Here is a 19161-nt window from a genome sequence, read left to right as displayed (position 1 = left end):
ATGTAGGCCGGATAAGGTGTTTACACCGCCATCCGGCAATCCGTATGACTTATGCGTAAACCGGGAAGCGAGCGCAGATATCCAGCACTTTTGCTTTCACGCGTTCGATAGTGGCTTCATCATTGATGTTGTCCAGAATGTCACACATCCAGCCAGCCAGTTCTTTCACTTCTGCTTCTTTGAAGCCGCGACGCGTTACCGCCGGAGAACCGATACGCACGCCGGAAGTCACAAACGGGCTCTTCGGATCGTTCGGTACGCTGTTTTTGTTAACCGTGATGTTCGCACGGCCCAGCGCCGCATCGGCTTCTTTACCGGTCAAGTTTTTGTCGACCAGATCCAGCAGGAACAGGTGGTTTTCAGTGCCGCCAGAAACCACTTTGTAGCCGCGGTTCAGGAACACTTCAACCATCGCTTTGGCGTTTTTCGCAACCTGCTGCTGGTAAACTTTGAACTCTGGCTCCATCGCTTCTTTCAGCGCCACAGCTTTTGCCGCGATCACGTGCATCAGCGGGCCGCCCTGTGCGCTTGGGAACACTGCGGAGTTCAGTTTTTTGTACAGCTCTTCGCTGCCGTCTTTTGCCAGGATCAGGCCGCCGCGCGGACCCGCCAGGGTTTTGTGGGTCGTGGTGGTCACAACGTGAGCGTGTGGAACCGGGTTCGGGTAAACGCCTGCGGCAATCAGACCGGCAACGTGCGCCATGTCGACGAACAGGTATGCACCGATGCTGTCAGCGATTTCACGCATTTTTGCCCAGTCAACCACACCGGAGTACGCAGAGAAGCCACCGATAATCATCTTCGGTTTGTGGGCCTGAGCCTGCTTAGCCATGTCTTCGTAGTCAATCTTGCCGGATTCATCGATGCCGTAAGGAACGATGTTGTACAGCTTGCCGGAGAAGTTAACCGGGGAACCGTGAGTCAGGTGACCGCCTTGCGCCAGGTTCATACCCAGAACGGTATCGCCCGGCTGCAGCAGCGCAGTATAGACCGCGAAGTTAGCCTGAGAACCGGAGTGCGGTTGGACGTTAGCGTAGTCGGCACCAAATAGCTCTTTCGCGCGGTCAATCGCCAGTTGTTCAACGATATCCACATACTCGCAACCGCCGTAGTAGCGCTTGCCCGGATAACCTTCAGCGTATTTGTTGGTCAGCTGAGAACCCTGCGCCTGCATGACACGCGGGCTGGTGTAGTTTTCGGAGGCGATCAGTTCGATGTGCTCTTCCTGACGTACTTTTTCCTGCTCCATAGCCTGCCACAGTTCGGCATCATAATCGGCAATGTTCATTTCACGCTTTAACATCCGCATCTCCTGACTCAGCTAACAATAGAATTTCGGCCTAAAAAGGCAGTCCTGTTGGACGACGGTCAACAGTATAACCGAATCAATCTTCGATAACAGGTCTTGACAAAGGATTTTACGCAAACGATTACCTTCACAGCACACAAGGCTTTGGAGAATAATGACATGGCAAATTTCAACGGATTTCTTTTCAGGTTTGTGATGCAGATTTTTCAAGTTGTAACCTTTACAACGCAAAGTTACAAAGAACCATTTACAATGCAGGGGTATTTTTTATAAGATGTATTTGACATACATCATTAAAGCCTCAGATAAAGGAAGACCGTATGCTTGACGCACAAACCATCGCTACAGTGAAAGCCACTATTCCCCTGCTGGTCGAAACCGGCCCGAAACTGACCGCCCATTTCTACGATCGCATGTTTACGCATAACCCGGAACTCAAAGAAATTTTCAACATGAGTAACCAGCGTAATGGCGATCAGCGTGAAGCGTTGTTTAACGCTATCGCCGCTTACGCCAGCAATATCGACAACCTGGCGGCACTGTTGCCTGCGGTCGAAAAAATTGCCCAGAAGCATACCAGCTTCCAGATTCAGCCTGAGCAGTACAACATCGTGGGCGGTCACCTGCTGGCAACGCTGGACGAGATGTTCAGCCCAGGGCAAGAAGTGCTGGACGCGTGGGGTAAAGCGTATGGCGTGCTGGCTAACGTCTTCATCAACCGCGAAGCGCAGATTTACAGTGAGAACGCCAACAAAAATGGCGGCTGGGAAGGGACTCGTCCCTTCCGCATTGTGGCAAAAACGCCGCGTAGCGCATTAATTACCAGCTTTGAATTTGAACCCGTCGACGGCGGTGCGGTGGCTGAATACCATCCGGGCCAGTATCTGGGCGTCTGGCTTAAGCCGGAAGGTTTCCCGCATCAGGAAATTCGTCAGTACTCTCTGACCCGCAAACCAGATGGCAAGGGCTACCGCATTGCAGTTAAGCGTGAAGACGGCGGTCAGGTTTCAAGCTGGCTGCATAATCATGCGAAAGTCGGTGACATCGTTCATTTAGCCGCACCGGCAGGCGATTTCTTTATGGATGTCGCCACCGATACTCCGGTGTCGCTGATTTCCGCAGGCGTTGGTCAGACCCCGATGCTGGCAATGCTGGATACACTGGCGAAAGCTGGACACACGGCGCTGGTAAACTGGTTCCACGCGGCAGAAAACGGCGATGTGCATGCCTTTGCTGATGAAGTGAAGGAGCTGGGCAACACACTGCCGCGCTTTAGTGCCCACACCTGGTATCGTGAACCGAATGAAGCAGACCGTGAAAAAGGCGCGTATGACAGCGTGGGCCTGATGGATCTGAATAAACTGGAAGGTGCAATCAGCGACCCGGCGATGCAGTTTTATCTGTGCGGTCCGGTCGGCTTTATGCAGTTTGCCGCGAAGCAGCTGATCGGTCTGGGCGTGAAGAACGAGAATATTCATTACGAATGCTTCGGTCCGCATAAAGTCCTGTAATTACGTCATGCCTGATGGCGCTGCGCTTATCAGGCCTACGGGATTTTGTAGGCCTGATAAGGTGTTTACACCGCCATCCGACAAGCACGGCGCGGCTTAAATTGCTGCGTCGTCTTCTTCGCCAGTACGGATACGCACCACGCGTGCCACGTCAAAGACAAAAATCTTACCGTCGCCAATTTTACCCGTTTGAGCCGTGCGAATAATGGTATCGACACAGGTATCCACGATGTCGTCGGTAACCACAATTTCAATTTTTACCTTCGGCAGAAAATCCACCATGTACTCCGCACCACGGTACAGCTCGGTATGGCCCTTCTGACGGCCAAAGCCTTTCACTTCCGTTACGGTCATACCGGTAATGCCCACTTCTGCCAGCGCTTCGCGGACGTCGTCGAGCTTGAAGGGTTTAATAATCGCATCAATCTTTTTCATGGTTTTCCTGTCGTTTTTATCGCGTAACCGGCTGCTCACCGTATCATAAATCAGTCGTATTTACGGTGCTACTCTTTAAAGTCGTTTGCATCCAGCTCGTGTCGAGAAAGCAATTTATAGAATTCGGTGCGGTTGCGCCCCGCCATTCGCGCTGCGTGGGTCACGTTGCCTTTGGTTATTTGCAGCAGCTTACGCAGGTAGTTCAGTTCAAACTGGTTACGCGCTTCAACAAAGGTTGGCAAGGCGGTATTTTCACCTTCCAGCGCCTGCTCCACCAGCGCGTCACTGATCACTGGCGATGAAGTGAGCGCCACGCATTGTTCGATCACGTTGACCAGTTGACGCACGTTGCCCGGCCAGCTGGCGGTCATTAAACGCTTCATGGCATCAGTCGAGAATGCGCGCACAAACGGTTTGTGCCGTTCGGCGGACTGACGCAGCAGATGGTTCGCCAGCAAGGGAATGTCTTCCGTACGTTCAGCCAGCGGCGGGATCTTCAGGCTCACCACGTTAAGGCGGTAGTAGAGATCCTCACGGAATTCGCCCCGCGCCATCGCTTTGGGTAAGTCGCGGTGCGTTGCGGAGACAATCCGCACGTCAATGTCGATATCACGGTTGCTGCCAAGGGGGCGAACTTTACGCTCCTGCAACACACGCAGCAATTTCACCTGCAATGGCGCGGGCATATCGCCTATCTCATCCAGAAACAGCGTCCCGCCCTCGGCGGCCTGAAATAGCCCCTCACGATTGCTCACCGCCCCGGTAAACGCGCCACGCGCATGACCAAACAGCTCGGACTCGAGCAATTGTTCCGGCAACGCGCCGCAGTTAATCGCAATAAAAGGTTTGCTGCCGCGCGGGCTGGCGTTATGGATAGCCTGGGCAAAAATTTCTTTGCCGGTACCGCTTTGGCCGTTAATCAGCACGCTGACGTCCGATTGCGCCACCATACGCGCCTGCTCTAACAGACGCAGCATCAACGGGCTGCGGGTGACAACCGATTCGCGCCAGCCGTCATCGGTCGCCGGGGCAGATTGTTCCAGCGCCCCGTCAATGGCGTTGTATAACGCGTCTTTATCGACCGGTTTGGTCAGAAAACTAAACACGCCCTGCTGAGTTGCAGCTACCGCATCCGGAATTGAACCATGCGCGGTCAGGATAATAACCGGCATACCCGGCTGGACTTTCTGGATTTCGGTAAACAACTGCATGCCGTCCATTTCATCCATGCGCAGATCGCTGATGACCAGATCCACCTTTTCACGGTTAAGCACCCGTAACCCTTCCTGCCCGCTTTCCGCCGTCACGACGCTGTAGCCTTCACTGGTTAAACGCATGCCGAGTAATTTCAACAATCCCGGATCGTCATCGACCAGCAGCAAATGTGCGGGTTTACGGCTTATCATGGCGTTACCTCCTCGCTCGAGGACCCGGTGCCCCCGGCATCGTCAGGTGTGGAGAGTTTTTCATTCCCATGCAGCGCATCAGGATTGTAACTGCCGGCAGGCTTGCGCGTGGAAAGCTGACGCTCAATATCGGTCAGATTTTCCAGTTTGCGGGTAGTGAGATCGAGCTGCGTCTGCAAATGCTGTTGCTGCTGACGCAGCGTATCAAGATCGCTGTCTGACGACTGTTGAAGTTTGCTGTAGCGCATGCGCTCTTCGGCCAACTGTAACTGCAGAGTTTGGCCGCTAAACCAGACCTGATACAGCGGCCGTACCTGCGCCGGAATTTGCGGACTGAGCGCATCAAGTCGCGTCACCACATCTCGTCTTTCCGGCGGTGTGATATTGGCACTGGCGAGCAGGATCCCGCGCTTAAACGCGCCCTGCCAGGTGTCAGTGAGCTGGGTACTGGCTTCGCTACGGGCCTGAACCGGCATCAGGCGGTCAGCGCAGTCCATGGCGCGCAGCCAGTACAACGGATTGCTATCCGTAGACTGCCCCTGCAGTGACCAGATATCTGCGCACTCGGTTGAAAGGTAATCCGCCAACTGATGGGGCGGAATTTTCTCCTGTGAAGGATCGCCGATAATATGATCCACCGCGTTCGGCACACACCCCACCAGCGCCAGGCACGGCAAGCTCAGCAATAATGCGCGGCGGAAAAAATGTCGTTTAAGCATTCGGACAACAACGTGTGGCATACTCACCAGACTTAGATTCATTTTAATGGTTTTTCATCACAGATAGCGGCAGTTCGATGCGAAAACAAACGCCTTGCGCATAATCGTCGACCAGGTACAGCTCCCCCCGCATACGGCGGATGCAATCTCTGGCGATACTGAGTCCTAATCCGCTTCCTTTTACCGCCCCTTTTCGCTGATGGCTTCCCTGGAAAAAAGGCTCGAAGATCATGGTCTTTTCTGCTGGCGGAATCGGATCGCCGGTATTCATTACGTCAATGTACACCGTCGCACCATGCAAGCTGCTGCGGATGCAAATGGTACCGGATTCAGCACCATAGTGCACCGCATTGGAATAAAGATTGTCCAGCACGCTCGTTAACAGCACCGGCTCTGCCAGACAGGCGCTTTCTGCCAGCGCCACATCAGTATGTATCATTTTGGCGCGCGCGGGCAGACTATGTGCAGAAACCACTCTCTCCACGAGCGGTGCGATTTCAACCCTTTCCAGTTGAATCGCGTCATCGGCCAGCTTGCGGTTGTAATCAAGCAGTTGCTCAATCAGTTTTTGTAGATTGCGGCTGCTGTCATCCAAAATTCCGACAACTTCTTTTTGTTCCGGCGTCAGCGGGCCAACGACCTGATCGGCCAGCAGTTCGGTTCCCTCACGCATGCTCGCCAGCGGCGTTTTGAGTTCATGTGAAAGATGGCGTAAAAATTGATGCCGCTGAGATTCAAGCCACGACAGGCGCTCACTCAGCCAGATAATACGCTGACCCACCGATCGCAGCTCTCGCGGACCGGTAAACGATACGGTATCGCCCAGCGAGCGGCCTTCCCCCAGACGGTTGATCATTCGTTCAATGGATTTTACCGGACCGATGATCATCCGCGTGAACAGCAGCACCATCGCCAGGCTAACGAGAAACAGTACCAGCGCCTGCCAACCAAAGAACTGACCACGTTCAGCAATTTCTTGTTGCAGCTGCTGGCCACGCGAGAAGACCACGGTTCGCGTGGCCTGCACCATCTCGGTATTGGCATTGGCAAAAGCCTCAAGACGTTCAGCCGCCACACTGTCGGGGCCGCTGTTTTGACACTGCAACTGCGCGAGATCGTTCAGATCCTGGCGAAGCGCCTGATAGAGTTTGATGTCAGGCAACACACCCGCATGGGCATCCAGCATATCGCTGTAACGTTCACGCTGCCCCTGATAAACCTTCGCCAGTGTCGGGTCATCCAGCACGCAGTATTGCCGATAGCTGCGTTCCATCTCCAGTGCCGCGTTAGTCATCGCCTCACTCCGCCTGGCATCAATCAGCGTGGTGCGGTTGGTTAGCGCCGCCTGGGCGCTTAGGGCATTCAGACTTTGCCATGCCTGCCAGGCCAGAACTAACAGAGGCAGCAGGATCAGCAAAAATGCCAGCGTAACCAACTGACGTAAAGACCGGGGGAAAACAGACCAGCGCTTCAAGGCGTTACTCTCAACGAAAAGGGATAGGACGATGCTAACTGAGGGGAACGCCAGATACAACAAAGCCGGGAATGACCCGGCTTTGTTATGGAATAAGGCGGTGCCTAACTCGACGTTTCGCCCGGAGTTTGATATGCACAAGGCAAATATCAGAAGTTGGACGGCAGGCACCTTGTTGTGCGTCATTCGAAGTTTATGTAGCGCGTCCCGAAGGGGCTGACATAAGAAGGTGAATGAGCCACTGCTTAGTATTATGCAGCAAGCGTGCCAATATTCAAAACATTATATTAACACAATGATAAATATACAAAATATACTAATTTGTTCGATGAATGGTATTGGCTGCTTTTTGCGCCATGTGTCGCCAATCAGCAACACCTATAGCACTCAAAAACAAACATCTTATAAATCAAATAATTAAATGTCTCTTTTTGACGACACCACCCTACCTTCGATGTCGGGATTACCCGACACTTTACTTTTGCGGCGCAAGCACTGAGTTTATTGCCGGATGACGGCGTAAACGCCTTATCCGGCCTACAACCGCTCTTCCCCGTAGGCCTGATAAGCGCAGCGCCATCAGGCAGTATCGCGCACATTGCCGGATGGCGGCGTAAACGCCTTATCCAGCCTACAACATAAAAAAGCCCCTCACGTGGAGGGGCCTGGAACATCACACGGTCGCGTTAGCCGAGTTGTTTACGCGCGTTACGGAAGATGCGCATCCACGGGCTGTCCTCGCCCCAGTTTTCCGGGTGCCAGGAGTTGCTCACCGTGCGGAACACACGTTCCGGATGCGGCATCATGATCGTTACGCGGCCATTTTCGGTGGTCACCGCCGTGATCCCGTTTGGCGAACCGTTCGGGTTAGCCGGATAGGTTTCGGTGACTTTACCAAAGTTGTCGACGAAACGTAGCGCCACCAAACCTTTGCTTTCCAGTGCCGCCAAATGCGCATCATCACGGACTTCCACACGCCCTTCACCGTGAGAAACGGCAATCGGCATCATGGAACCCACCATACCCTGCAGCAGCAGCGACGGGCTTTGCGTTACTTCTACCAGGCTAAAGCGCGCTTCAAAGCGATCGGAGTGGTTACGCACAAAACGTGGCCACAGGTCGCTACCCGGGATCAGTTCACGCAGATTAGACATCATCTGACAGCCGTTACACACCCCGAGCGCCAGCGTCTGCGGGCGATGGAAGAAAGTTTCAAACTCATCACGCACGCGGTTGTTGAACAGAATGGATTTCGCCCAACCTTCACCGGCACCTAATACGTCACCGTAAGAGAAGCCGCCACAGGCTACCAGCGCCTGGAAATTCCCCAGACCAATGCGCCCGCCCAGCAGATCGCTCATGTGAACGTCAATGGCGTCAAAGCCCGCACGGTGGAATGCCGCAGCCATTTCAACGTGAGAGTTAACACCCTGCTCGCGCAGCACGGCCACTTTGGGGCGTGCGCCGGTGGCGATGTACGGGGCTGCAACGTCTTCGTTGATATCAAACGACAGTTTTACGTTAAGACCAGGATCGGCATCGTTGGCTTTGGCGTCATGCTCCTGATCGGCACATTCCGGGTTGTCGCGCAGACGCTGCATCTGCCAGGTGGTTTCTGCCCACCACATACGCAACGTGGAGCGGCTTTCGCTGAACACCGTCTGACCGTTGGCTGTAATCACAAAACGGTCGCTGGCTTCAGCCTGGCCAACATAGTGAACGCAGTCGCCGAGGCCATGCTGTGCCAGCAGCGCTTCTACCGCCTCACGATCCGCAGCGCGAACCTGAATCACCGCGCCTAACTCTTCGTTAAACAGTGCCGCCAGGCGGTCATCGCCGAGCGTGCTGATATCCGCCTGAATACCGCAGTGACCGGTAAAGGCCATTTCCGCCAGCGTCACCAGCAGACCACCGTCAGAACGGTCGTGGTAGGCCAACAGCTTACGTGCAGCAACCAGCGCCTGCATGGCATCATAAAAGCCTTTCAACTGCGCAACGTTGCGGACATCCGCCGGTTTGTCGCCCAGTTGGCGATAGACCTGCGCCAGGGCAGTCGCACCCAACGCGTTATGACCCAGACCGAGGTCAATCAGCAGCAGGGCGTTGTCTTCGGTTGAGAGTTCAGGGGTGATGGTGTGACGAACATCTTCCACACGGGCAAACGCGGTGATCACCAGCGACAGCGGCGAGGTCATTTCGCGCTGTTCGTTGCCTTCCTGCCAGCGGGTTTTCATCGACATGGAGTCTTTACCCACCGGGATAGTCAGGCCAAGCGCCGGGCATAGCTCTTCCCCTACCGCTTTGACCGCTTCGTACAACCCGGCATCTTCGCCAGGGTGGCCGGCTGCCGCCATCCAGTTTGCGGAAAGCTTGATACGCTTGATATCGCCAATCTGCGTCGCCGCAATGTTGGTCAGCGCTTCACCCACTGCCAGACGGGCAGAGGCAGAGAAGTCCAGCAGCGCAACCGGCGCACGCTCACCGAGAGACATCGCTTCACCATAATAGCTATCCAGGCTGGCGGTGGTCACTGCGCAGTTCGCCACCGGGATCTGCCACGGCCCGACCATTTGGTCGCGCGCTACCATGCCGGTGACGGTACGGTCGCCGATGGTTACGAGGAACGTTTTTTCTGCGACGGCAGGCAGGTGCAGCACGCGGTTGACCGCATCGGCCAGCGTAATCTGCTCACGCGCAAGCTGATCGCCCTTCGCTTTCAGCGTTTGCACATCGCGGGTCATTTTTGGTGTTTTGCCCAGCAGCACATCGAGCGGCAGGTCGATCGGCTGATTATCGAAATGACGGTCATTCATCGAAAGATGTTGCTCTTCGGTGGCCTCACCGATTACCGCGTACGGTGCGCGCTCGCGCTTACACAGTTCGTCAAACAGGGGCAACTGATCTGCAGCAACCGCCAGGACGTAACGCTCCTGAGATTCGTTACACCAGATCTCCAGCGGGCTCATGCCTGGCTCATCACTTAAGATATCGCGCAGCTCAAACTTACCGCCGCGTCCGCCGTCACTGACCAGCTCAGGCATCGCATTAGACAGACCGCCCGCACCCACGTCGTGGATGAACAGAATCGGGTTCGCATCCCCCATCTGCCAGCAGCGGTCGATCACTTCCTGGCAACGACGTTCCATTTCTGGGTTGTCGCGCTGTACGGAAGCAAAATCCAGATCGGCATCGGACTGGCCGGAGGCCATTGAAGACGCCGCCCCGCCGCCAAGCCCGATGTTCATTGCCGGACCGCCGAGGACGATCAGTTTCGCACCGACGACGATCTCGCCTTTCTGCACGTGATCGGCGCGAATGTTGCCGATCCCACCGACCAGCATGATGGGTTTGTGATAGCCGCGCAGCTCTTCGCCGTTGTGGCTATTCACTTTTTCTTCATAGGTACGGAAATAGCCGGTCAACGCCGGGCGACCGAATTCGTTATTAAACGCCGCGCCGCCCAGCGGGCCGTCGGTCATGATATCCAGTGCGGTAACGATCCGATCCGGCTTGCCGAAATCTTCTTCCCACGGCTGTTCAAAGCCCGGAATACGCAGGTTGGACACGGAGAAACCCACCAGCCCAGCTTTCGGCTTCGCGCCACGCCCGGTCGCACCCTCGTCGCGGATTTCACCGCCGGAGCCAGTTGCTGCGCCCGGCCATGGAGAGATAGCGGTCGGGTGGTTGTGGGTTTCGACCTTCATCAGGATATGCGCAGGCTCCTGATGGAAATCATAACGACCGGTTTGATGATCGGCGAAGTAGCGCCCGACCTCAGAGCCTTCCATCACTGCCGCGTTGTCTTTATAGGCAGACAAGACGTGATCCGGCGTGGTTTCGAAGGTGTTTTTAATCATCTTGAACAGCGACTTCGGCTGCGGTTTACCGTCGATTACCCAGTCGGCGTTAAAAATTTTATGGCGGCAGTGCTCAGAGTTGGCCTGCGCAAACATGTACAGCTCGATGTCGTTCGGGTTGCGTCCCAGTTTGATAAACGCATCCTGTAAATAGTCGATTTCATCGTCTGCCAGCGCCAGACCCAAACGCAGGTTCGCGTCGATCAGCGCCTGGCGACCTGCACCCAGCAGGTCAACGCTGGAAACCGGCGCCGGCTGGTGATGAGCAAACAACACTTGTGCATCGTCCAGCGCAGAGAAAACCGTTTCCATCATGCGGTCGTGCAGCGCGGCAGCCACTTCCTGCCATTGTTCTGCGCTCAGCGTGGAGGCTTCAACATACCAGGCAACACCACGTTCCAGACGGCTAATCTGTTGCAAGCCACAGTTATGGGCAATATCAGTCGCTTTAGAAGACCAGGGGGAGATGGTTCCCGGGCGAGGCGTAACCAGCAGCAGCTTGCCCTCAGGGACGTGGCTGCTGAGACTCGGACCGTATTGCAACAAGCGTGCAAGTTGCGCATGCTCATCCTCGTTTAACGGGGCATTCAGGTCAGCAAAATGGACATACTCGGCGTAAATAGTGTGAACCTGAAGATTGGCCGCCTGAAAACGCGCCAGCAATTTGTTAATACGGAATGCAGACAGTGCAGGCGAACCACGCAGAATTTCCATCATAAGTCTCTCGTCTTCGAAGCGCCTGAGGCGCTTATAAGTGTGCGCAAGGGGGGAAACGGGCGTCATTATAAAGAATCTGCCGCGCCGACGAAACCGTTTGCGTCGAAATAAAATCACAACCGTCAGTTATCCTCAAATGCTGCTCCCCTGCTGAAGGAGTTGCCAACTGACGCAAGTTTAAGCAAAATGCCGCTCATTGATGATGAATTCACTTCCTAATCACGACCATAGCAGACTGAAACAACGCACGGTTCAGAGAATTAACTAATTGAAAAAATTAAAGATTAATTATCTGTTTATCGGCATTTTGACGTTGCTGCTGGCAGCGGCCTTGTGGCCATCCATTCCCTGGTTCGGTAAAGCCGACAATCGTATCGCCGCCATTCAATCGCGGGGAGAGCTGCGCGTCAGTACTATTGACTCTCCGTTAACGCATTCCACCCTTACCGGGAAACGCTTCGGGCTGGATTATGAGCTGACCCAACAGTTTGCCCGCTATTTAGGCGTGAAGTTAAAAATCACCGTGCGCCAGAACATCAGCCAGCTTTTTGACGACCTCGACAACGGCAAGGCCGATCTGCTCGCAGCCGGTCTGGTCTATAACAGCGAACGGGTCAAAAATTACCAGCCAGGCCCCACCTACTACTCGGTTTCCCAGCAACTGGTGTATCGGGTCGGGCAATATCGTCCACGCACCCTGGCCAGCGTGACAGATAAACAGTTGACTATCGCCCCCGGGCACGTGGTGGTGAATGACCTGCAACACCTGAAAGAAACAAAATTTCCTGAGCTGAGCTGGAAAGTCGATGATAAAAAGGGCACCACGGAACTCCTCGATGATGTCATCAACGGCAAGCTGGACTACACCATTGCCGATTCCGTAGCGATCAGTCTGTATCAGCGCGTACACCCTGAACTGGCCGTCGCACTGGATGTCTCTGACGAACAACCTGTGACCTGGTTTAGCCCGCTGGACGATGACAATACACTTTCCGCCGCCCTGCTGGATTTCTTTAACACCATCAATGAAGACGGGTTACTGGCGCGGCTGGAAGAAAAATATCTCGGGCATGGCAATGATTTTGACTATGTCGATACCCGTACGTTCTTACGGGCGGTCGATAGCGTATTGCCGGATCTCAAACCGCTGTTTGAGAAATATGCGCAAGAGATAGACTGGCGATTGCTGGCGGCCATCTCTTATCAGGAATCGCACTGGGATGCACAGGCCACCTCGCCGACCGGCGTACGTGGTCTGATGATGCTGACCAAAAATACTGCCCAGAGTCTGGGATTAACGGACCGAACCGACGCCGAGCAAAGCATCAGCGGGGGCGCTCGCTATCTGCAAGATATGATGAGTAAAGTTCCGGATACCGTCCCCGAGGGCGAACGGATCTGGTTTGCGCTTGCCGCCTATAATATGGGGTATGCGCATATGCTGGATGCCCGCGCGCTGACGGTAAAAACCAAAGGTAACCCGGACAGTTGGGCCGACGTAAAACAGCGCTTGCCGCTGCTCAGCCAAAAACCCTGGTACAAAAAACTGACCTATGGCTATGCACGCGGCCACGAAGCCTATGCCTACGTAGAGAATATCCGTAAGTATCAGATAAGTCTGGTGGGATATCTGCAGGAGAAAGAAAAGCAGGCGTTCGAAACGCAGCAACTGGCGCAGGATTATCCGGCGGTTTCGCCCGCAGAGTTGTTAGGGAAAGAGAAATTTCCGCTCTCAGCGTTTCTCTCGCAAACCTCGTCGAACTATCTGACGCACACCCCTTCACTGCTGTTTTCCCCGCAGAAGAAGGAGGAAAAGTAGTAGCATACCCATGCCGGATGGCGGCTTAAAAGCCTTATCCGGCCTACCGCTGCATCACTCCGTGGCGGACTTTTTCAGGGCTTTAATTTCCTGACGACGCATACGGAAGAAGTCACTGAGCAGCGTGGCGCATTCATCACGCAATATGCCTTCTGTCACCTCAACCCGGTGATTCATGCCCGGATGATGCAGTACATCCATTAACGAACCTGCGGCCCCCGTTTTCGCATCACGCGCACCAAATACCACCCGACCGATACGGCTGTGTACCATTGCACCCGCACACATTACGCATGGCTCAAGGGTGACGTACAGTGTGGCATCCAGTAAACGGTAATTTTGCAGGACCAGCCCGCCCTGACGCAGCGCCATGATTTCAGCATGAGCGGTGGGATCGTGATGACCAATCGGCCGATTCCAGCCTTCGCCAATCACACGATTGTTATGCACCAGAACCGCGCCCACCGGAACCTCACGCTCATCCCAGGCGCGCTTTGCTAGCGTTAACGCATGACGCATCCAGTATTCGTGGCTAAATTCAACATCAGACAAAGGCAGAACTCCAGTAATCAAAGCGGGCGCATTATACACAGACGCTATCGTTTACTCTATTCGAGTTGCTGCAGCTCTCCACGCGGCGTGACGCGCCAACGATGCTGGCAGAACGAGAGCAGCGGATTGTCCTGCTTACTGTCGCTGTAGCCGCTATACAGCGCCAGCGGGGCGCCAATCTGGCGTTCCAGTTGGGTGACTTTCTCATGGCCGAGGCAGCGTAAAGGCAGCACCCAGCCACCGTAACCGCGCGCCATTTGACTGGCGATAAGATTCACCCGAGGCAGCCACGGGGTGTCGAAGTAAACCTGCTCGACCAGCGACTGCGGGGAACCGGTGATCAGCCAAATATCCGCATCAGAGCTTAACAGATAGGTGGTCAGACGCTGCTGCACCAGCGGAAACGCCGTCACGTGGTGGCGAAACCAACGCACAAAATCAGCTTGGTGGGCTTTAAGGCGTGCTTCTCGCCGACCAAAAGTGCATCCCCACAGGAGCAAACTCATTGGCCAACGGGCGGCGCGCCCTTTGATCAACATCGCCACCGCGATAATCGGTAACAGCGGCAGTACAAGCAGCGCATTCAACGGTTGGCGGCGCAGCAGATAACGCAGAAAACTACCGAACATATCCTGCTGGTGTAACGTACCGTCCAAATCAAAAAAAACAACGCGACGCTCGTGATTGGTCAAACCTTAGTCCTCTGGATCGTTGAACCCCAATAGCCAGGTAAACAAGAACCCGGCGATAACCGCTACCAGATAGCCTAACAGATAGAACATCACTTTTCCGGCAACAATCGTCAGCGCCAGCGGTAATCCCGAGATACCAAAGGTGATAACCGTCGCCACTTTCCAGTAGCTGATCAGCGCCCCACCGACCGCACCACCGAGGCAAGCGCCGATAAACGGTTTACCCAGCGGCAGAGTTACGCCAAAAATCAACGGCTCGCCAATGCCCAGTAACCCGACCGGCAGCGCGCCTTTGATCACTTTTTTCAGTCGTGCGTTACGGGTTTTCATCAGAACAGCAATTGCGGCGCCAATCTGACCGACCCCGGCCATCGCCAGGATGGGAAATAGCGCGTTATAGCCATGCGCCTGCACCAGTTCCACGTGAATCGGCACCAGCCCCTGATGGAGTCCGGTGAGCACCAGCGGCAGAAACGTTCCCGCCAGCACCGCGCCGACCAGGAAACCGCCGCGATCAATCGCCCAGGAGGCGCCGTGGGCAATGGACTCGGAGATCCAGCCACCGAGCGGTTGTAGCGCCACAATCGCAACCGTCCCGGTAATCAGGGTGGTCAGCAACGGATTAAGGATTAACTCCAGCGATTCCGGCAACACCTCGCGGAATTTGCGCTCTATCCAGCACATTAACGCCACCACCAGCAGCACCGCAATCACCCCGCCACGCCCGGGCTGTAGCGCCTCGCCAAACAGGGTAATTTGCGCTAGCTGTGGGCTGGAGAGAATGCCGGCCATTACGCCGCCCATTGCCAGCGAACCCCCAAACACTTTGGCCGTATTCACCCCCACCAGAATATTCATGATGGCAAAAACGGCGCTGCCGAAAATACCTAACAGCCCCAGCATATTGGGATAATGGGTGGCAAAGTCGCCCACAATATCAGGGCGCTTGAGGATGTTGATAATACCGGTAATCAAACCGGAGGCGATAAACGCCGGGATCAGCGGAATAAAGACGTTTGCCAGTTTACGCAGCGCATCGCTCATTGGCGCTTTGTACTTCGCTTTCACCTGAGATTTTGTGCGTTCAATGTCGTGTGCATGCGGACGTTCGCCGTCATCGGCAATCAGAGAACGCATGGCATCCACCACTTTGGCGGCCTTACCGGGACCGACAATAATCTGATGCTGCGCCCCCTGCTTCACATAGCCGCTGACGCCGGGCAGCTGCTTCAGCCGGGGAATATCCAGTTGGTCGTCATCCTGGACTTCTACCCTGACGCGGGTCATACAGTTTTCCAGGCGCAGAATATTTTTTTCTCCGCCAACCCCCAGCAGAATATCGCTGGCAAGCGCCGCCGTTTTGTCCATATGTACCTCTTAGTGTTCTAACGCCGCGCGTAAAAAACCCTGGTGAGCGGAGAGTTTTGCCCTGGCTGCCGTCGCGTCCAGCCCGGTCAGCGCCATCAGAATGGCGGGCTTAACGTCAAAATCGGTCTGCTTCAGTAACGTTTCAGCGTCTTCGCGCGAAATGCCGGTGGCTTCCACCACCATCCGGCAGGCCCGATCGACCAGCTTGGCGTTGGTCGCTTTCATATCCACCATCAGGTTCTGATACACCTTGCCAAACTTCACCATCGCACCGGTGGAAATCATATTTAGCACCAGTTTCTGCGCGGTGCCCGACTTCAGACGGGTTGAACCGGTCAGCGCCTCCGGACCAACCACCACGGAGATGGCGATATCCGCTTCACGGGCAATAGGTGAGTCCGGATTACAGGAAATCGCGACCGTCGTACAGCCCACCGCATGCGCATATTTCAGGCCGCCAATCACATACGGTGTCCGACCCGATGCCGCCAGACCGACAACCAGATCCTGCGCGGTCAGATTCAGCGCCCGCAGGTCATCTTCCCCAAGCTGCGAGTTATCTTCTGCGCCTTCAACCGCTTTTAATAAAGCCCCTAGCCCACCGGCAATCAGCCCGACCACTAATCCGTGCGGTACACCAAAAGTCGGCGGACATTCTGAGGCATCCAGCACGCCGAGACGTCCGCTGGTCCCTGCCCCCATGTAAATAATCCGCCCGCCTGCTTTAAGTGCCTGCGCAGCCGCATCAACCGCATGCGCAACTTCAGACAGTGCCGCTTTTACTGCTTCCGCTACCAGCGTATCCTGTTGATTAAAACGATGTACCAGCTCAAGCGTGGATACCGCATCGAGATCCATCGTTTGTGGATTGCGGGTTTCTGACACTAACGCACCGAGATTCATTTTTGTTCCTTAGGAATTTTTAATTCATAATAATCCGTCATAATGGAATATTATATTCACTCAGGCGAGTGAAATGTTGTTTTGTAATCGCCATCACGTTTTCGCCAGGAGACAGCATGAACTGTTTGATTCGCATTCGTCAGCGTTACCCTGACCTCGCACAAAGCGATAAAAAGCTTGCGGATTATCTTCTTACGCAACCAGATAATGTGCGTCATCTCAGCTCTCAGCAGCTAGCTTTTGAAGCGGGCGTTAGCCAGTCCAGCGTCGTGAAGTTCGCGCAGAAAATGGGCTTTAAAGGCTTCCCGGCCCTCAAATTGGCGATCAGCGAAGCGCTGGCCAGCAATCCCAATCCGCATTCGGTTCCGGTGCACAATCAGATCCGCGGTGACGATCCTATGCGACTGGTAGGTGAGAAGCTAATTAAGGAGAACGTGGCAGCGATGCATGCCACGCTGGACGTCAATAGCGAAGACAAACTGATGGAAAGCGTCACGATGCTGCGCACAGCCCGACGCATTATCCTCACCGGCATTGGCGCCTCGGGCCTGGTGGCGCAAAATTTTGCCTGGAAGCTATTGAAGATAGGATTTAATGCGGTCGTTGAACGCGATATGCATGCCCTGCTGGCGACCGTACAGGCGCTGGATTCAAACGATCTCCTGCTGGCCATTTCGTATAGCGGAGAGCGACGTGAACTCAATCTGGCCGCGGATGAAACATTACGCACCGGGGCAAAAATCCTCGCCATCACTGGCTTTACTCCCAATGCCCTGCAGCAGCGAGCCACCCGTTGCCTGTACACCATTGCCGAAGAACAGGCCACGCGCAGTGCCGCAATTTCATCAACGCATGCGCAAATGATGTTGACTGATTTACTGTTTATGGCGCTGGTGCAGCAAGATCTCGAACATGCCCCGGAGCGGATCCGCCACAGCGAAGCGCTGGTAAAAAAACTGGTTTGAGCAAAGAATGCGCGTATAATGCCCGCCCGATTTGTGATGTTTTGAGAGTTTCCTGATGGCCCTGTTAATCACTAAAAAGTGTATCAATTGCGATATGTGCGAACCCGAATGCCCGAATGAGGCCATTTCAATGGGTGACAGCATTTACGAGATTAACAGCGACAAGTGTACGGAATGCGTAGGTCATTACGACACGCCAACCTGTCAAAAGGTGTGCCCGATCCCCAATACTATTTTGAAAGATCCGGCACATATCGAAACAGAAGAACAGCTGTGGGATAAGTTTGTGTTAATGCATCACGCAGACAAGCTTTAACTCTCAATAATGACCGTGGCGCAGGCATAGTGACGTTCATCGGCCAGCGTCACGTGCATATGCATAACACCGAGCTTCTCCGCCAGTTTTAACGCCTCTCCCCATAACCGCAAACGCGGCTTGCCGAGTTCATCGTTGAACACTTCGAACTGATTAAATGCCAGCCCGTTACGAATGCCGGTGCCAAAGGCTTTTGCCGCCGCCTCTTTTGCCGCAAAACGCTTCGCCAGAAAACGCACCGGCTGCTGATGCGTTTCCCAAATGGTCCATTCGTTGTCGCTGAGGACGCGTCTGGCCAGCCGATCGCCGGAACGGGAGATCACCGCTTCAATGCGCGCAATCTCCACGATGTCCGTGCCTAATCCCAGAATCGCCATTAGCCACGCGCTTCCAGCATTAGACGTTTCATTTCCACTACGGCGTCTTTCAGACCGCTCATCACCGCACGTCCGATGATCGCATGACCAATGTTCAGCTCGTGCATTTCCGGGATCCGCGCAATAGCTTTGACGTTATGGTAAGTCAGGCCGTGACCGGCGTTCACCTTCAGACCCAGGCTGGCAGCAAAGGTCGCAGCTTTGGCGATACGTGCCAGTTCGCTGGCCTGTTCAGCATCGGTTTTCGCATCAGCATAGCAGCCGGTGTGAATTTCAATATACGGCGCGCCAACATCAGCAGCCGCTTTAATTTGTTCTTCATCGGCATCGATAAACAGCGAGACCAGGATCCCCGCATCCGCCAGACGCTTGCAGGCATCACGCATTTTGTCGCGTTGACCCGCCACATCCAAGCCGCCTTCAGTGGTGACTTCCTGACGTTTTTCCGGCACCAGGCAGCAGAAATGCGGCTTGGTTTCAACCGCGATGGCCAGCATCTCTTCCGTCACCGCCATTTCCAGATTCATACGTGTATCCAGCGTTTGACGCAGAATTCGCACGTCTCTGTCAGTAATATGACGACGGTCTTCACGCAGATGAACGGTGATCCCATCCGCCCCCGCTTGCTCAACGATAAATGCCGCCTGAACCGGGTCCGGGTATGCGGTGCCGCGTGCGTTACGTAAAGTGGCAATGTGGTCAATGTTGACGCCTAACAGTAATTCGGCCATGACAATCCTC

General features: G+C 54.7%; 16 protein-coding genes. 4 read left to right on the top strand and 12 right to left on the bottom strand.

Annotated features, from left to right (window positions below; genetic code table 11):
• Positions 1–49: 49 nt before the first annotated feature.
• Positions 50–1303, bottom strand: a complete 1254-nt coding sequence (gene glyA / locus FDW98_RS20555) for a serine hydroxymethyltransferase (RefSeq protein ID WP_096756142.1) — start codon at positions 1301–1303, stop codon at positions 50–52.
• 326 nt (positions 1304–1629) lie between these two features.
• Here glyA and hmpA point away from each other — a divergent pair, with 326 nt between their 5' ends.
• The gene (gene hmpA, locus FDW98_RS20550) at positions 1630–2820 is read left to right on the top strand and encodes an NO-inducible flavohemoprotein (RefSeq protein WP_096756140.1); all 1191 of its coding nucleotides are present in this window, start codon (positions 1630–1632) and stop codon (positions 2818–2820) included.
• A 96-nt stretch (positions 2821–2916) separates the two neighbouring features.
• Here hmpA and glnB read toward each other — a convergent pair whose 3' ends face one another.
• The 5 genes from glnB to purL all read right to left on the bottom strand — a co-directional run bounded on the left by glnB (position 2917) and on the right by purL (position 11428).
• Positions 2917–3255 (bottom strand): nitrogen regulatory protein P-II, encoded by a 339-nt coding sequence (glnB, locus tag FDW98_RS20545; RefSeq protein ID WP_002438074.1) that lies wholly within the window; start codon positions 3253–3255, stop codon positions 2917–2919.
• 68 nt (positions 3256–3323) lie between these two features.
• The gene (gene glrR / locus FDW98_RS20540) at positions 3324–4658 is read right to left on the bottom strand and encodes a two-component system response regulator GlrR (RefSeq protein WP_304571763.1); all 1335 of its coding nucleotides are present in this window, start codon (positions 4656–4658) and stop codon (positions 3324–3326) included.
• Entirely contained in the window at positions 4658–5401 is a 744-nt protein-coding gene (gene qseG / locus FDW98_RS20535; protein WP_096759355.1) for a two-component system QseEF-associated lipoprotein QseG, read from the bottom strand. The genes glrR and qseG overlap by 1 nt, the downstream gene beginning before the upstream one ends.
• A 22-nt stretch (positions 5402–5423) precedes the next feature.
• Positions 5424–6854, bottom strand: coding sequence for a two component system sensor histidine kinase QseE/GlrK (gene qseE / locus FDW98_RS20530; RefSeq protein ID WP_137398949.1), 1431 nt, complete (start codon positions 6852–6854; stop codon positions 5424–5426).
• Positions 6855–7540: 686 nt separating this feature from the next.
• The gene (purL, locus tag FDW98_RS20515; protein WP_137398946.1) at positions 7541–11428 is read right to left on the bottom strand and encodes a phosphoribosylformylglycinamidine synthase; all 3888 of its coding nucleotides are present in this window, start codon (positions 11426–11428) and stop codon (positions 7541–7543) included.
• A gap of 268 nt (positions 11429–11696) precedes the next feature.
• On the opposite strand from purL, the gene mltF reads away from it, so the two are divergent.
• Entirely contained in the window at positions 11697–13247 is a 1551-nt protein-coding gene (gene mltF / locus FDW98_RS20505) for a membrane-bound lytic murein transglycosylase MltF (protein ID WP_096756136.1), read from the top strand.
• A gap of 54 nt (positions 13248–13301) precedes the next feature.
• Here the strand turns inward: mltF and tadA are convergent, their stop codons facing one another.
• The 4 genes from tadA to murQ are packed head-to-tail and all read right to left on the bottom strand — an operon-like array spanning position 13302 to position 16762.
• Positions 13302–13838, bottom strand: a complete 537-nt coding sequence (gene tadA, locus FDW98_RS20500; RefSeq protein ID WP_096756135.1) for a tRNA adenosine(34) deaminase TadA — start codon at positions 13836–13838, stop codon at positions 13302–13304.
• 17 nt (positions 13839–13855) lie between these two features.
• Positions 13856–14491: a phosphatidylglycerophosphatase C gene (gene yfhb, locus FDW98_RS20495; protein WP_096756134.1), complete on the bottom strand. Its 636-nt coding sequence runs from the start codon at positions 14489–14491 to the stop codon at positions 13856–13858.
• A gap of 3 nt (positions 14492–14494) precedes the next feature.
• Positions 14495–15859 (bottom strand): PTS transporter subunit EIIC, encoded by a 1365-nt coding sequence (locus FDW98_RS20490; RefSeq protein ID WP_096756133.1) that lies wholly within the window; start codon positions 15857–15859, stop codon positions 14495–14497.
• Positions 15860–15868: 9 nt separating this feature from the next.
• Complete coding sequence (gene murQ / locus FDW98_RS20485) at positions 15869–16762, bottom strand: N-acetylmuramic acid 6-phosphate etherase (RefSeq protein WP_096756132.1); 894 nt, start codon at positions 16760–16762, stop codon at positions 15869–15871.
• A gap of 116 nt (positions 16763–16878) precedes the next feature.
• Here murQ and FDW98_RS20480 point away from each other — a divergent pair, with 116 nt between their 5' ends.
• Together FDW98_RS20480 and FDW98_RS20475 are read left to right on the top strand one after the other, a co-directional pair.
• Entirely contained in the window at positions 16879–17727 is an 849-nt protein-coding gene (locus FDW98_RS20480) for a MurR/RpiR family transcriptional regulator (protein WP_096756131.1), read from the top strand.
• A gap of 55 nt (positions 17728–17782) precedes the next feature.
• Positions 17783–18043, top strand: a complete 261-nt coding sequence (locus FDW98_RS20475) for a YfhL family 4Fe-4S dicluster ferredoxin (RefSeq protein WP_096756130.1) — start codon at positions 17783–17785, stop codon at positions 18041–18043.
• Here FDW98_RS20475 and acpS read toward each other — a convergent pair.
• Entirely contained in the window at positions 18040–18420 is a 381-nt protein-coding gene (gene acpS, locus FDW98_RS20470) for a holo-ACP synthase (protein WP_096756129.1), read from the bottom strand. The genes FDW98_RS20475 and acpS overlap by 4 nt on opposite strands.
• Positions 18420–19151 carry a pyridoxine 5'-phosphate synthase gene (gene pdxJ / locus FDW98_RS20465; RefSeq protein ID WP_096756128.1) on the bottom strand — a complete coding sequence of 244 codons (732 nt, stop codon included), beginning with the start codon at positions 19149–19151 and terminating at the stop codon, positions 18420–18422. Before pdxJ ends, acpS begins: the two co-directional genes overlap by 1 nt.
• Positions 19152–19161: the final 10 nt, after the last annotated feature.

Source organism: Citrobacter sp. wls711 (genome assembly GCF_005281055.1).
In the GTDB taxonomy this organism is placed as follows: Bacteria; Pseudomonadota; Gammaproteobacteria; order Enterobacterales; family Enterobacteriaceae; genus Citrobacter; species Citrobacter gillenii.
This window is presented reverse-complemented; position numbering and strand designations above follow the sequence as displayed.

Bases quoted from the DNA above. Each gene is read 5' to 3' on its own strand.
- murQ (WP_096756132.1), bottom strand. From the start codon at position 16,762: ATGAATCTCGGTGCGTTAGTGTCAGAAACCCGCAATCCACAAACGATG.
- hmpA (WP_096756140.1), top strand. From the start codon at position 1,630: ATGCTTGACGCACAAACCATCGCTACAGTGAAAGCCACTATTCCCCTG.
- FDW98_RS20490 (WP_096756133.1), bottom strand. From the start codon at position 15,859: ATGGACAAAACGGCGGCGCTTGCCAGCGATATTCTGCTGGGGGTTGGC.
- pdxJ (WP_096756128.1), bottom strand. From the start codon at position 19,151: ATGGCCGAATTACTGTTAGGCGTCAACATTGACCACATTGCCACTTTA.
- acpS (WP_096756129.1), bottom strand. From the start codon at position 18,420: ATGGCGATTCTGGGATTAGGCACGGACATCGTGGAGATTGCGCGCATT.
- FDW98_RS20480 (WP_096756131.1), top strand. From the start codon at position 16,879: ATGAACTGTTTGATTCGCATTCGTCAGCGTTACCCTGACCTCGCACAA.
- FDW98_RS20475 (WP_096756130.1), top strand. From the start codon at position 17,783: ATGGCCCTGTTAATCACTAAAAAGTGTATCAATTGCGATATGTGCGAA.
- qseG (WP_096759355.1), bottom strand. From the start codon at position 5,401: ATGCCACACGTTGTTGTCCGAATGCTTAAACGACATTTTTTCCGCCGC.
- purL (WP_137398946.1), bottom strand. From the start codon at position 11,428: ATGATGGAAATTCTGCGTGGTTCGCCTGCACTGTCTGCATTCCGTATT.
- glyA (WP_096756142.1), bottom strand. From the start codon at position 1,303: ATGTTAAAGCGTGAAATGAACATTGCCGATTATGATGCCGAACTGTGG.
- glnB (WP_002438074.1), bottom strand. From the start codon at position 3,255: ATGAAAAAGATTGATGCGATTATTAAACCCTTCAAGCTCGACGACGTC.